The sequence below is a fragment of the Flavobacterium sp. LM5 genome, from assembly GCF_002017945.1.
Lineage (GTDB): Bacteria > Bacteroidota > Bacteroidia > Flavobacteriales > Flavobacteriaceae > Flavobacterium > Flavobacterium succinicans.
The window spans coordinates 264,544-278,656 of record NZ_MUFX01000005.1; the positions used below are offsets into that span (position 1 = coordinate 264,544).

Below are 14,113 nucleotides of genomic sequence, written 5' to 3' on the forward strand. Positions count from 1 at the left end.
ATCGTTGGAGTCCATATTCCGATAAACCTTTTGTTTATTTGTCCTATTTGCCCAATGACACCTATCATTTAGAAATTGAAGCTTTAGATTTGAATGCAGGAAAAACGACTCGTTTCGATGTTTTAAAAATCAAAATTCAACCTCCTTTTTGGAAAACAGGGTGGTTTTATTCTTTAGTTGGAATCCTATTGATTTTTAGTGCTACTTTTATAATTCTAAGAATAAAAAAGCGAACCAAACAAAAAGCCGAGACCGAAAATCAAATTGCTAAAGCAAAACTAGAAGCCTTATTGAGCCAAATGAATCCGCATTTTACATTCAATGCTTTAAACACAATTCAGAGTTTTGTTTTTAATAAAGATGCTCATAATTCAGCTATTTATATTAGTGAAGTCGCAAGTTTGATGCGACAAACATTGGACAATTCGGCTAAACAAACCATCACAATCGAGGACGAAATCGAGTATTTAGAGACTTATATTGCCATAGAGAATCAGCGATTTGATAATCGTATTCAATATGAAATACTAGTTGATGATCCCATAGATACAGCAGAAACTAAAATTCCAACAATGTTACTACAGCCTTTTGTGGAAAACATTTTCAAACACGCTTTTGATGCAGATTATCCAAATCCAGCTTTTAAAATCGAGTTTATTTTGCTTGAAAAAAAACTTTTACAAATCGTAATTTCTGACAACGGAAAAGGCAATACAAAAACCACAAAAACACATATTTCCAAAGGGATTGCAATAGCCAAAGAACGCCTGCAAATTATGCAACCCACCAATTTTGCCCCATAAAAATTGATTTTTCAAAAAACGGAACTACTGTAACTATCCTATTAATTATTTAACCCAAAAATAAATTATAGCTCAGAATACCCATTTTACAGGATAGAAACCCGAATCACATTTTTGGGTTTTTTTATTGTTTTTTATCTTTTTAGATTTGGATACTAACCAAAATAAATTAGAATAAAAATGGAAGTAAAATCAGCAAAGAAAGGAATTTCAGAATTTATCGAAAATTTAAAAAACGAATATGATGCAATAAAAAATACAACTGTAAATATTGCTATTTCTGGACAAAGTGGAGCTGGAAAATCATCATTAATTAACGCAATTGTTGGCAAAAAAGTAGCAGATGTAGGAATAACAGAAACTACTTTACAAATTAAAAAATATACTAGTAACGGTATTCATTTCTCTGATTTACCAGGATGTGGAACTGAAAAATTCCCAGTAAAAACATATTTAGAACATTGCAATCTAGAAAATTTTGACGCCGTAATTGTTGTAACTGCAAATCGTTTTTATGAAAATGATATTTGGTTAATAAAAGAAATGATTAGAATTGGAAGACCCGTTTATGTGGTTCGAACAAAAATGGATGAATCTATCATAAACGGAAAGTTCGATGATAACTTAACCGAATATGAAGTATATGAAAAAGTAAAAAATGACCTTAAAAGTAATATCGATAATATTCCAGTTAAAGGTATTTACTTGACTTCGTCAAGAGAGCCTTTAAAAATGGATTTATCAATATTATTAATCGACATTGAGCATAATTTAACAGGAATAAAAAAGCAAAGTTTTATGTGTGATGTTGCACCTTTGAATGAACAAATTTTAGAAGAAAAAAGTGTTATTGCAAAAAAGGCTGTCGCTTATGGTGCATATTCAGCCGCTGCAAATGGAATCAATCCAATTCCTGGTTTAGATATTGGTTTAGATGTTGCAATTTTGATGGCGATGTCTAAAGAAATTGAAAGTATTTATGGATTAGATGAAAAGAGCATTGATGTATTATCAAAAAGGATGGGGAATTCAGCCAATCTTACCGCTATAAAGGCAAAAGCTGGTCAATATGCTGCTAAGTTTATTGCAAAAGAAGGAATCATATTGTTATTAAAAAGATTGTCATTAAATATTGGATCTAAAGAAGTATTGAAGTACATTCCATTTGTAGGGCAAATTGCAGCTGCGGGAATTGGATACAAAATGGCAAATAGTTTTGGTTCTGATTTAATAGATGAATCGCACGATTTTGCAAAAGAAATTTTAATCAAAAGTGAAGCAGAAATTATAAAATAACTATTATTAATCTCTAAATTTTGTATTATGCTATTTCAACTAATATTAGATATAATCGTGTTTTTAATAAAATGTATAGTTTGGATTTTAGCTGGATTGGTAGCTATTCCCTTTGGGATATTTATACTGCTAAACAATTGGTTTCCTGTTTTTACGCATGATGGAGGTTTTTGGTTTTGGTCAGTTTTCGGTATCCTTACTTTTGTCGCTTACATAGTGCTATGGAAACCACTGATTTGGGTCGTTGGAATATTCCAGATGTTAGGAGGTATGGGGGAATAGCATAATACAACTCATTCTAAATTCAAAAAATTATTCAACTCACAAAAAAACGCTAACCAAAATTAGCGTTTTTTTTGATTTTACAACAAGATTTTCCAATTTCTATGAATCTATTGTTATTCCATTATGAAAAATAAATTCTGGAGAAATATCATAATTCCATTTTTCATTATTTGAAGTAGTGATTATATTTTTCCAAAAAATCTCTCCCATATCGCCTATTGCTACGCTTTCAAAAGTAGCCTTATTTTTTAGTTGATCTATCCCTTGAAAATTAGAATGTTTTTCTATCAGAGGCAAAATATCTAATTTCTTTAAAATGCCATTATTCAATTCACATACGATAGAATATGGCGTTACTTCTATTATTTTTTTCACTTTGAACATATCTAACCTATTTTAAAGGTGCTACTTTATGGAACTCTTTAGAATTCCACATTTCTAAAAGCTCGTCTTTATGAATTTCAGCCCAAGCCTGAACTAATTTCATTTTACTAATTGGTAAATCTCCATTCAATAAATTACCACTTTCTATCAAAATATTAGCTTCAAATTCTCCGTATTTCACTTTAAAATGAGGAGGATTATGGTCATTAAAAAACATATAAATGATTATTCCATAAAAACGGCTTATCTCTGGCATATCTTTTTACTTTTCACAAAGTTAGGAATATTTATGCAGAATTGTTATTTATACTGAATTAATATCATTACTCACATAATTCAAAGTTACAATCAATATCGTTGCAATTTGATAAATTCCATTAAAATTAATGCATCCTTTTTAACACAATCTTCCATACTGTTCTATCAAAAGTAGTAATCAAAATGGTAACTTTGCTTTTTTGCAAAAATTATGCTAGATACAAATAATACGATTGAAGTTCAAGGTGCACGTGTTCACAACCTAAAAAACATCGACATTGCTATTCCTAGAGAAAAACTCGTAGTCATAACAGGGCTTTCGGGTTCGGGAAAATCTTCCTTGGCTTTCGATACTATTTATGCCGAAGGACAACGCCGCTATGTAGAAACCTTTTCAGCTTATGCCCGACAATTTTTAGGAGGATTGGAACGCCCTGATGTTGATAAAATCGATGGTCTTTCGCCTGTGATTGCTATTGAACAAAAAACGACTAGCAAAAGCCCGCGTTCTACCGTGGGAACAATTACTGAAATATACGATTTCTTACGTTTGTTATATGCGCGTGGTGCTGATGCCTACAGTTATAATACGGGAGAAAAAATGGTTTCCTACTCTGATGAGCAAATCAAAGAATTAATCATTCAGGATTTTAATGGAAAAAGAATCAATATTTTAGCTCCAATCATTCGAGCGAGAAAAGGACATTATGCCGAACTCTTCCAACAAATTACCAAACAAGGTTTTCTAAAAGTAAGAGTTAATGGCGAAATTGTAGACATTACTCCCGGAATGAAACTCGACCGTTACAAAACACACGATATAGAAATTGTAGTGGATAGAATTGTAGTTGATACTTCTGATGACATACAAAAACGTTTGTCCGAAAGTATCAATACTGCTATGCATCACGGTGAAAATGTATTGATGATTTTGGATCAAGACACCAATGAGGTACGTTATTTTAGCCGTAATTTGATGTGCCCCACTACTGGAATTTCATATCAAAATCCTGAACCCAATTTGTTTTCTTTCAACTCACCCAAAGGAGCTTGCGAACACTGCAATGGATTAGGAACTATTAATGAAATCAATACCAAAAAAATCATTCCCAATCCAAAGTTGTCCATCAAAGCTGGTGGCTTTGCTCCGCTTGGAGAATATAAGTCGTCTTGGATTTTTAAGCAATTGGAAACTATTGGCGAAAAATTTAATTTTAAAATAACGGACCCCATCGAAAAAATTCCAGCTGAAGCTATGGAAATGATTTTGAATGGTGGCAAAGAAAAATTCGCAGTTCAATCTAAAGATTTGGGCGTTACGAGAGAGTACAAAATTGATTTTGAAGGTATTTCGCATTTCATCAAAAACCAACACGACGAAAGTGGTTCTACTGCTATCAAGCGTTGGGCTAAAGAATTTATGGACGAAATTGCTTGTCCGGTTTGCGAGGGCTCTCGCCTTAAAAAGGAAGCTAATTATTTTAGAGTAAACGAAAAGAATATTTCTGAATTGTGTACTATGGACATTTCAGAATTGACCGCTTGGTTTTTGGATTTAGAAAATCATTTGACAGACAAACAAAAACGAATTGCAACAGAAGTCATCAAAGAAATTAAAGATAGATTAGCGTTTTTGATGAATGTTGGGTTAAATTATTTGGCGTTAAGCCGAAGCTCAAAATCACTTTCTGGTGGTGAAGCACAACGTATTCGTTTGGCTACCCAAATTGGTTCGCAATTGGTAGGTGTGCTTTATATTTTAGACGAACCGAGCATTGGTTTACATCAAAGAGACAATGAAAAACTAATTCATTCGCTAGAGCAATTGCGTGATATTGGCAATTCGGTTTTGGTCGTTGAGCACGACAAAGACATGATTGAACGTGCCGATTATGTAATTGATATTGGTCCAAAAGCGGGAAAATATGGCGGAGAAATCATTAGCATTGGAACCCCACAAGAAACCTTAGCATCCAATACTATAACTGCACAGTATTTGAATGGAAAAATGAAATTTGACATTCCAGAAAAACGCCGAACTGGCAATGGAAAATTTCTAAAACTAACTGGAGCAACTGGAAACAATCTAAAAAATGTTTCTATAGAAATTCCGTTAGGGCAAATGATTTGTGTAACAGGCGTTTCGGGAAGTGGAAAATCTACCTTAATCAACGAGACCCTCTACCCTATTCTGAATGCTTATTATTTTAACGGAGTCAAAAAACCACAACCTTATAAAAAGATTGAAGGTTTGGAACATATCGATAAAGTAATTGATATTGACCAAAGTCCAATTGGAAGAACACCGCGTTCTAATCCTGCGACTTACACTGAGGTTTTTACCGAAATTCGTAATTTGTTTACGATGACTTCAGAAAGTATGATTCGGGGCTACAAAGCGGGACGCTTTAGTTTTAATGTAAAAGGTGGTCGTTGCGAAACCTGCGAAGGTTCAGGGGTTCGAACTATCGAAATGAACTTTTTACCCGATGTGTATGTAGAATGCGAAAGCTGTCAGGGAAAACGTTTTAATAGAGAAACCCTTGAAATTCGCTACAAAGGCAAATCGATTTCGGATGTGTTAGATATGACGATTGATGAAGCGGTACCGTTTTTTGAAAATATCCCAAAAATATATAGAAAAGTCAAAACCTTGCAAGATGTTGGTTTGGGTTATATCACTTTAGGACAACAAAGTACCACGCTTTCTGGTGGTGAGGCGCAACGTATTAAACTAGCAGGAGAATTATCTAAAAAAGATACAGGAAATACTTTCTATATTTTAGACGAGCCTACAACTGGTTTGCATTTTGAGGATATTCGGGTGTTGATGGATGTGATTAATCGATTGGTGGATAAAGGCAATACCGTTTTGATTATCGAACACAATATGGACGTTATAAAACTCGCAGATTACATCATTGATATTGGTCCAGAAGGCGGAAAAGGTGGCGGACAGCTCGTAGCCAAAGGCACACCTGAGGAAATCATTAAAGTAAAAAAGAGTTATACTGGTCATTTTTTAAAGAAAGAATTGGTTTAAATTCCCCTTCTTTGGAGGGGTTGGCAGAAAGCTTAAAAGAAGAGGAGAATCCAAAAGAAACATAATGGAAATTATAGAATTTATTAAAAATCTAGAAAGCAAAACAATTTCGACAATCTTATTTTTAATTGTAGTAGTTTTTTTTAGTGGCAGAATAATAATTAAGAGTAACAAAATGACATTGGAATTAAAAATACTAATATGTTTAATATCTTTTGGTACAATATTCTTAATCTATGACCGACTTAAAAGCGACACAGAATATAAAAGAATTTACACAAATTATTCTCTTACTAAAGGTAAAATCTTAGAATATTTTGTGGCTAATATGAAAGATTACAAAGGAAATCCAGGAAATTCTATAAAATATACTTATATAATAAATAATGACACTTTAGAAAATAGTTATTATGAAAATATCTTTGTGGAAATTCCTGATGATAAACCAGATTTAAAAAACGATTTCTTGGTCATTTATGAAAATGGAAATTTTAAAAATAGTTTTATTTTGTTAAATTATCCAATTAAAAATTCAAGCGAATTTATATATTACCAAAAACAATTTAAAGATAAAATACCTGATAACGTATTTAAAAATTAAGCAAAAAGCCATCTGCCAACCGCCGTTTGGCAATATGGCGGGTTTAGTCTTAATTTAAAGTTGGTTTTGTGTCTGAAAGTTCGGTTATTAACCGAAAGTTTAGGCTTCCCTAATCCGCCACATCGCCAAGCGGCCAAACGAAGTAAAAAAATAGCTAAAATTAAAAATTATGAAATTAGAAGATTTTGATAACGACGAAGACAAAGTAATTCAAGACAAATTGAAACGAAAAACGTGGAATGAAATTCGTACGAATGATAGCTGGGCAATTTTCAAAATTATGTCCGAATTCGTTAACGGGTACGAAACCATGAGTCGCATTGGACCCTGTGTCTCTATTTTTGGTTCGGCACGTTTAAAACCCAATACACCTTATTATTTGCTGGCTGAAAAAATTGCTTACAAAATCAGTAAAGCGGGCTATGGTGTAATTACTGGCGGTGGCCCTGGAATTATGGAGGCAGGAAACAAAGGCGCTCATTTAGGTGGAGGAACTTCGGTTGGATTGAATATAGAATTGCCGTTTGAACAACATTTCAATCCTTATATTGACCACGATAAGAACCTGAATTTTGACTATTTCTTCGTGCGCAAAGTGATGTTTGTAAAATACTCACAAGGATTTGTTGTCATGCCTGGTGGTTTTGGCACCATGGATGAATTGTTTGAAGCGATTACTTTAATTCAGACCAAAAAAATTGGCAAATTCCCAATCATTTTAGTAGGTACTCAATTTTGGTCAGGCTTAATTGACTGGGTCAAAAGTGTTTTGGTTGAAAGAGAACACACTGTTAGCGAAGACGATTTGAACTTGTTTAAAATCGTTGATACAGAAGACGAAGTGCTAGATGTGTTGGATAAATTTTATAAGAAATACGATTTAAGTCCGAATTTCTAAAGTTACAAAACTGCCTTTGATAGGCAGTTTTGCTTTTTATCATACCCTTTTGGACTTACTATCTTAAATGACAATGCTTTAAAAATTGCTGTAAGAAATTTTATTTTTTCTTTTAATAACATCAATTAATAGATCGTTTGAGTTATTTTTAAATAGTTTTTTGAAAGAATAGCATTAACTTTATTGACGCACAACAACTAATTTAATTCAACAAATTTACTTAGATTGGTTGAATGCTATATTAACATTCAAATCCGCTTTTTTTTGAACTATTACCAACTTTAGCCCTATTGTCTACCACCAAACCACCACAAAATTGATGCGTTATTTTACCATTATTCTTAGTGTTTTTCTGTTTTTTTTATCAGCATTGATAAGAGCACAGCATCAAATACAACTGAAAGCTGCGGTAAATTGGACAGAAAAATCAATTTATGTTGAGCAACAAATTGATTTTGTAAATAGTAGTCAAGACACCCTAAAAAGTATTACTTTAAACGATTGGAACCATGCCTATTCGGGAGTAAACACCCCGTTAGCAGGTCGCTTTTCGGATGAGTTTTACCGCGGTTTTCATTTAGCAAACAAAGAAGAATATGGTAGTACAAAAAATTTAATTATTCAAAACGAAACAAATCAAGCGCTCACTTGGAAACGATTAGCAAAACATCCAGACTTAGTTGAACTCTTTTTAGAACATCCTTTGCTTCCCAATGAAACTATAAATTTTAAACTCTTTTATTCGGTCAAAATCCCTAATGAACGCTTTACTGGAATTGGATACACGGCTAAAAAAATGGTGTTAAAAGATTGGTTTTTAATGCCTGCACGGTACGAAAATCATCAATTTATCACCAATAGCAATTATGACCTCGAAGATATTGCCAATGCGTTATCCAATTGTACAATTGAGTTAAAAGTACCTTTGCATTTTGCCATAACTTCAGACCTGAACATTACGCAAGAAACATCTGACACTAATGCAACAACCTATACTTTACAAGGTAAAGACCGAAGTACTTTCAACTTGTATATCGAAACCAAAAATAGTTTTGTTAGCTATAAAAATGATTTTTTAGAAATTCAAACGAACCTAAAAGATTACCAAATAGATCCCATTCAAAAGGCTATAATAATTGATCAAATTGCCAATTTTGCACGTTCTCAACTTGGCACGTTATCCGAAGAAAAGATTACGGTATCTCAAACCGATTATGACCACAATCCTTTTTATGGTCTCAATCAACTGCCTTCATTTTTAAGTCCCTTCAGCAATAAATTTATTTTTGAGTTACAGTTTTTAAAGACGTTTTTGAACAACTATCTCAAAAACAGCTTACGTTTAGATCCCCGAAAAGATCATTGGATCATTGATGCCATTCAAATTTATAGCATGATGCAGTATGTTGACTTGTATCATTCGGAAAGTAAAATGCTAGGATCTATTGGCAGTATCAAATTATTAAAAAGTTATCATCTAGTCAATTTAGATTTCAATGAACAATACAGCTATTTTTACATGCTCATGGCTCGAAAAAACTTGGATCAGCCCTTGAGTAATTCCAAAAACAGCTTGATTAAATTTAATGAACAAATCGCTAATAAATACAGAGCTGGTCTGAGCTTTCGATATCTAGATGCTTATCTTAATAATCAAATAGTGTTTAACGCCATAACTGATTTTATGGCACTAAATAAAAAACAACAAACTTCCACTACTGATTTAAAAGCAATCCTAACGGAACATGCTAAGCAACCTTTAGATTGGTTTTTTGACACCTTAATAGACTCCAGAAAATTAATTGACTACAAGTTTGAAACCGTCATTAAATCCAAAGATAGCCTTAGGTTTGCTCTAAAAAGTAAAACAAATATTCATGTTCCTATACCCATTTATGGACTAAAAAATGGTAGTGTAGTTTTCAAAAAATGGATAGATGTGGCTAAAAATCCAGATTCATTATATACGGTTCATAGCAATGATGCCGAGAAAATCATTATCAACTATAAAAACGAAGTTCCAGAATTCAACTTGAGAAATAACTGGAAAAAACTAGACGGTTTTTTTCCGAACAACCGACCTATAAAATTTGTGTTTTTAAAAGACCTAGAAGACCCCTATTACAACCAAGTTTTATATACTCCGGTTTTAGGTTTCAATGTATATGATGGTTTTTCGCCTGGCATCCGTTTACACAACAAAACCATTTTAAACAAACCATTTACTTTTGATTTTAGTCCAATGTACTCCATAAAAGCCAAAAATTTTTCAGGTTCAGGTTTTTTTACTGTAAATCAATGGTATCGGGATAGCCGTTTGTATAATGTTCGTTATTCATTGGGCGCATCCTATTTTCATTATGCTCCAGATGCAACCTATTTGCGATTGAATCCGATGATACAAATGCAAATTAGAAATCAAGATATTAGAGACAACCGCAAACAATTGATTGTTCTGCGCCATGTGATGGTCGAACGCGAAAAAAGTGACATTGTAAATGACAATTCCTTACTCAACTATTCTGTTTTTAATGCTCGATACATTAATTCAAAAACAGAAATTACGAACCATCTAAGTTTCAATACAGATTTACAACTCTCCGGAGCGTTTGGAAAAACATCCATCGAGATTGAATATCGAAAACTGTTCCGAAATAATCGCCAAATTAATTTGCGTTTCTATGCAGGACATTTTTTATACAACACATCAAGAAGTTCAGATTTCTTTAGCTTTGCTCTAGATCGGCCTACCGATTATTTATTTGATTACAACTATTATGGTCGATCTGAAAGTACCGGTTTTTTTAGCCGACAATTTATTATGGCTGAGGGCGGATTTAAATCAAAATTAAGTACTCCTTACGCAAATCAATGGCTCAGCAGTTGCAATGCCAGTTTTAGTATTTGGAATTGGATTGAATGCTATGGCGATGTCGGTTTCATAAAAAATAAAGGAAATAATGCTCAATTTGTGTATGATAGCGGGATCAGATTGAACCTGGTACCCGATTATTTTGAACTTTTTTTCCCTATGTATTCCAACAATGGATGGGAAGTAGCACAAGAAAATTATAATCAGAAAATTCGCTTTGTTGTTACATTTGACCCAAGTAAACTCATTAATCTATTTACAAGAAAATGGTTTTAAAAACGTTTAAAAACAGAACAAAATATGCGTAATTTTCAATATTTTAATAATTTATAACATAATTTAACAAAACTAACCTATAAATAAAGCATTTTGATTGAAAATAATTTAATTTTATTTTATATAACGAATTATGAAAATCACTTGTTTTTAAGTAAGTTTGCATAAAATTACTATCTATCAAGATCATGGTAAAAGAACAACACAACTCTACGTTAACTTTTGAAGATTTTAAAACAGAAGTTATATCAGATTATAAATTAGCCGTAACTAGTCGTGAATGCAGTCTTTTAGGACGCAAAGAAGTATTAACGGGAAAAGCTAAATTTGGGATTTTTGGGGATGGTAAAGAAGTTCCTCAATTGGCCATGGCCAAAGCTTTTAAAAACGGGGATTTTAGGTCAGGCTATTACCGAGATCAAACCTTTATGATGGCCATTGATGCCTTAACACCTGTACAATTCTTTGCAGGACTATATGGTCACACCGATCTTGATTTTGACCCAATGTCAGCCGGAAGACAAATGGGAGGCCATTTTGTTACCCATAGCTTAAACGAAGATGGTTCTTGGAAAAACCTAACACAACAGAAAAATTCAAGTGCTGATATTTCTCCCACTGCCGGACAAATGCCTAGATTATTAGGATTGGCCCAAGCTTCTAAAATTTACAGAAACGTTTCTGGTATTACAAACGCCGCTAATTTTTCAATAAATGGAAATGAAATTGCTTGGGGAACAATTGGTAATGCCAGCACCTCCGAAGGTTTATTTTTCGAAACCATCAATGCTGCCGGTGTTTTACAAGTGCCGATGGTCATGAGTGTTTGGGATGACGAATATGGAATTTCTGTACACGCCAAGCATCAAACTACAAAAGAAAACATTTCTGAAATTCTAAAAGGATACCAAAGAGATGAAAACGGCAAAGGCTACGAAATTTTCAGAGTAAAAGGATGGGATTATGCTGAATTGATCGCAACCTACGAAAAAGCAGCCGCTATAGCCCGTGAACAACATGTCCCAGTTTTAATCCACGTACAACAACTTACCCAACCACAAGGGCATTCCACCTCGGGATCACACGAACGTTACAAAGACAGTGATCGTTTGGCTTGGGAAAGAGAATATGACTGTTTGCGTCAAATGCGTCTTTGGATGATTGCCGTCAACATGGCTTCGCCAGAGGAATTAGACAGCATTGAAAGTGAGTGCAAAAAAGAAGTTCTTGAAGCAAAAAAACAAGCTTGGAACAACTTTATTCAACCCATTATCAATGAGCAAAAAGAGTTAATTACCTTATTAGAGATCTATGCTGCAACCAGCACCAACAAAGAGTTCATCAGCAAAAACATAGCAGAACTTAAAGCAATTAAAAACCCTTTAAAGAAAGAAATTTTAATTGCTGCTCGTAAATCGTTACGATTATTGATCAATCAAAAAGGACATCAAGAAGTATCGGAATGGATTACAGCATACATTCAAAAAACACAGCCAAAATTCAGTAGTAATCTTCATTCTGAATCCGAATTTAATATTCATTCCATTCAAAAGGTCTCTCCTACTTTTAATGAAAATGCAAAAGCCGACACCGACGGACGAATGATTCTTCGTGACAATTTTGACGCCTTGTTTAGCAAACATTCTGACGTTTTAATTTTCGGAGAAGATGCAGGAGCGATTGGTGATGTCAATCAGGGTCTAGAAGGCATGCAAGAAAAATATGGAGAATTACGTGTTGCCGATACCGGAATTCGAGAAGCTACGATACTTGGACAAGGGATTGGAATGGCCTTAAGAGGTTTACGTCCAATTGCTGAAATTCAATATTTAGATTATTTATTGTATGCTATCCAAATCATGAGTGACGATTTGGCCACTTTACAATACAGAACCGTAGGCAAACAAAAAGCCCCTTTAATTGTCAGAACACGCGGCCACCGTTTGGAAGGAATTTGGCATTCGGGATCTCCAATGGGAATGATCATAAACGCATTGCGAGGCATGCATGTATTGGTTCCTAGAAATATGACTCAAGCTGCAGGATTTTACAATGCGCTTTTGGAATGTGACGAACCCGCATTAGTCATTGAATGTTTAAACGGCTACCGATTAAAAGAAGTGGCTCCAACTAATTATGGCGAATTCAAAACTCCAATTGGAGTAACAGAAACTTTAAAAGAAGGTACCGACATTACTTTAGTGTCTTACGGTTCCACTTTACGATTGGTACAACAAGCAGCCAATGAACTGCTGGAAATGGGAATCAATTGCGAAATCATTGATATCCAATCCTTACTACCTTTTGATATTAATCATGACATAGTAAAGAGTTTAGCAAAAACCAACCGTTTACTAGTAATTGATGAAGACCTTCCTGGAGGAGCTTCCGCATATTTATTGCAACAAATCATTGAAATCCAAGATGGTTATAAATATCTGGATAGCAAACCAGAAACGCTTACAGCCAAAGCACATCGTCCTGCTTACGGAACCGATGGAGATTATTTTTCAAAACCATCTGCAGAAGATATTATCGAAAAAGTGTATAGCATGATGCACGAAAGTAATCCAGCAAAATTTCCTAGTTTGTACTAAAAAACGATCACTTATAACTACTGCCGTTTCCACTAAGAAACGGCATTTTTATTTTTAAAAAAAACAAACGTTTTGTGAGGCATTATTTTTATTATTTTTAAAAATCAATAAAAAGAAATGAATACACTTGAAGCCATACTACAAAAAAGCGAAGCAATAAAAGTAATTGCATCTGATGTCCCTTACTCCAAATACGTACCGTTAGATTTATCTATTCAAAACCAAGAATTACTAAAGCATAATCTGACTACTGCTACTGATTTTGAAAACTATATAAGAAATTATTTAAAACAAAATCAAGGCGTAATCGCCTATGGAGGATATAACGAAACAAGAAATCTATACAAAAGAAGTAGCGTATTTAATTCCTCCGAACAAGAGGAACGAAACATTCATATCGGTTTAGATTTATGGACAACTGCCGATACTCCAATTCTAGCAGCTTTAGACGGAAAAGTTCACAGCTTTCAATGCAATAATCAATTGGGAGATTATGGTCCTACCATTATTCTAGAACACAAAATAAACAATCATCAATTTTACACTTTATATGGTCATCTATCATTAGAGAGCATTCAAAAGCTATCCAAGGAACAAGTTGTAAAAAAAGGAGAACAAATAGCCACATTAGGAAAAGCAAGCGTAAATGGAGACTATGCCCCTCATTTGCATTTCCAAATCATCAAAGACTTACAAAAAAAAGTAGGTGATTATCCTGGCGTATGCAGTCCAAGCACACTTCCTTTTTATCTTAAAAATTGTCCAGATCCTAACTTATTATTAAAAATCAACTCATAATC

At 33.7% G+C, this 14,113-nt stretch carries 11 protein-coding genes; 9 read left to right on the forward strand and 2 right to left on the reverse strand.

From position 1 onward, the window contains the following. Positions 1-38: 38 nt before the first annotated feature. The 3 genes from BXU11_RS18135 (at position 39) to BXU11_RS15040 (ending at position 2,381) form a co-directional block, all read left to right on the forward strand. Positions 39-803, forward strand: coding sequence for a sensor histidine kinase (locus BXU11_RS18135; RefSeq protein ID WP_223253743.1), 765 nt, complete (start codon positions 39-41; stop codon positions 801-803). A gap of 180 nt (positions 804-983) precedes the next feature. After that, on the forward strand, positions 984-2,099 hold the full coding sequence (locus BXU11_RS15035) for a GTPase (protein ID WP_078213139.1): 1,116 nt from the start codon (positions 984-986) through the stop codon (positions 2,097-2,099). A gap of 27 nt (positions 2,100-2,126) precedes the next feature. After that, positions 2,127-2,381 carry a hypothetical protein gene (locus tag BXU11_RS15040; RefSeq protein WP_078213140.1) on the forward strand — a complete coding sequence of 85 codons (255 nt, stop codon included), beginning with the start codon at positions 2,127-2,129 and terminating at the stop codon, positions 2,379-2,381. 102 nt (positions 2,382-2,483) lie between these two features. Here the strand turns inward: BXU11_RS15040 and BXU11_RS15045 are convergent, their stop codons facing one another. Both BXU11_RS15045 and BXU11_RS15050 read right to left on the reverse strand, forming a co-directional pair. Continuing rightward, on the reverse strand, positions 2,484-2,768 hold the full coding sequence (locus tag BXU11_RS15045; RefSeq protein ID WP_078213141.1) for a DUF2442 domain-containing protein: 285 nt from the start codon (positions 2,766-2,768) through the stop codon (positions 2,484-2,486). Positions 2,769-2,775: 7 nt separating this feature from the next. Further along, positions 2,776-3,024 carry a DUF4160 domain-containing protein gene (locus tag BXU11_RS15050; protein ID WP_078213142.1) on the reverse strand — a complete coding sequence of 83 codons (249 nt, stop codon included), beginning with the start codon at positions 3,022-3,024 and terminating at the stop codon, positions 2,776-2,778. A 213-nt stretch (positions 3,025-3,237) separates the two neighbouring features. Here BXU11_RS15050 and uvrA point away from each other — a divergent pair, with 213 nt between their 5' ends. The 6 genes from uvrA to BXU11_RS15080 all read left to right on the forward strand — a co-directional run bounded on the left by uvrA (position 3,238) and on the right by BXU11_RS15080 (position 14,111). After that, positions 3,238-6,069, forward strand: coding sequence for an excinuclease ABC subunit UvrA (gene uvrA / locus BXU11_RS15055; RefSeq protein WP_078213143.1), 2,832 nt, complete (start codon positions 3,238-3,240; stop codon positions 6,067-6,069). A gap of 64 nt (positions 6,070-6,133) precedes the next feature. Next, the gene (locus BXU11_RS15060; RefSeq protein WP_078213144.1) at positions 6,134-6,670 is read left to right on the forward strand and encodes a hypothetical protein; all 537 of its coding nucleotides are present in this window, start codon (positions 6,134-6,136) and stop codon (positions 6,668-6,670) included. Between the two features lie 169 nt (positions 6,671-6,839). Next, a complete protein-coding gene (locus BXU11_RS15065) occupies positions 6,840-7,568 on the forward strand; it encodes a TIGR00730 family Rossman fold protein (RefSeq protein ID WP_078213145.1) in 729 nt (242 codons plus the stop codon). A 319-nt stretch (positions 7,569-7,887) separates the two neighbouring features. Beyond that, entirely contained in the window at positions 7,888-10,716 is a 2,829-nt protein-coding gene (locus tag BXU11_RS15070) for an aminopeptidase (RefSeq protein ID WP_223253744.1), read from the forward strand. A gap of 188 nt (positions 10,717-10,904) precedes the next feature. Continuing rightward, on the forward strand, positions 10,905-13,313 hold the full coding sequence (locus BXU11_RS15075) for a thiamine pyrophosphate-dependent enzyme (protein ID WP_078213146.1): 2,409 nt from the start codon (positions 10,905-10,907) through the stop codon (positions 13,311-13,313). 117 nt (positions 13,314-13,430) lie between these two features. Further along, positions 13,431-14,111, forward strand: a complete 681-nt coding sequence (locus BXU11_RS15080; protein ID WP_078213147.1) for a peptidoglycan DD-metalloendopeptidase family protein — start codon at positions 13,431-13,433, stop codon at positions 14,109-14,111. Positions 14,112-14,113 lie beyond the last annotated feature (2 nt).

What these genes read in the sequence shown, in the direction of transcription:
- BXU11_RS15040 (WP_078213140.1), top strand. Translation starts at nt 2,127, where the DNA reads ATGCTATTTCAACTAATATTAGATATAATCGTGTTTTTAATAAAATGT.
- BXU11_RS15050 (WP_078213142.1), bottom strand. Translation starts at nt 3,024, where the DNA reads ATGCCAGAGATAAGCCGTTTTTATGGAATAATCATTTATATGTTTTTT.
- uvrA (WP_078213143.1), top strand. Translation starts at nt 3,238, where the DNA reads ATGCTAGATACAAATAATACGATTGAAGTTCAAGGTGCACGTGTTCAC.
- BXU11_RS15070 (WP_223253744.1), top strand. Translation starts at nt 7,888, where the DNA reads ATGCGTTATTTTACCATTATTCTTAGTGTTTTTCTGTTTTTTTTATCA.
- BXU11_RS15035 (WP_078213139.1), top strand. Translation starts at nt 984, where the DNA reads ATGGAAGTAAAATCAGCAAAGAAAGGAATTTCAGAATTTATCGAAAAT.
- BXU11_RS15065 (WP_078213145.1), top strand. Translation starts at nt 6,840, where the DNA reads ATGAAATTAGAAGATTTTGATAACGACGAAGACAAAGTAATTCAAGAC.
- BXU11_RS15045 (WP_078213141.1), bottom strand. Translation starts at nt 2,768, where the DNA reads ATGTTCAAAGTGAAAAAAATAATAGAAGTAACGCCATATTCTATCGTA.
- BXU11_RS15075 (WP_078213146.1), top strand. Translation starts at nt 10,905, where the DNA reads ATGGTAAAAGAACAACACAACTCTACGTTAACTTTTGAAGATTTTAAA.
- BXU11_RS15080 (WP_078213147.1), top strand. Translation starts at nt 13,431, where the DNA reads ATGAATACACTTGAAGCCATACTACAAAAAAGCGAAGCAATAAAAGTA.
- BXU11_RS15060 (WP_078213144.1), top strand. Translation starts at nt 6,134, where the DNA reads ATGGAAATTATAGAATTTATTAAAAATCTAGAAAGCAAAACAATTTCG.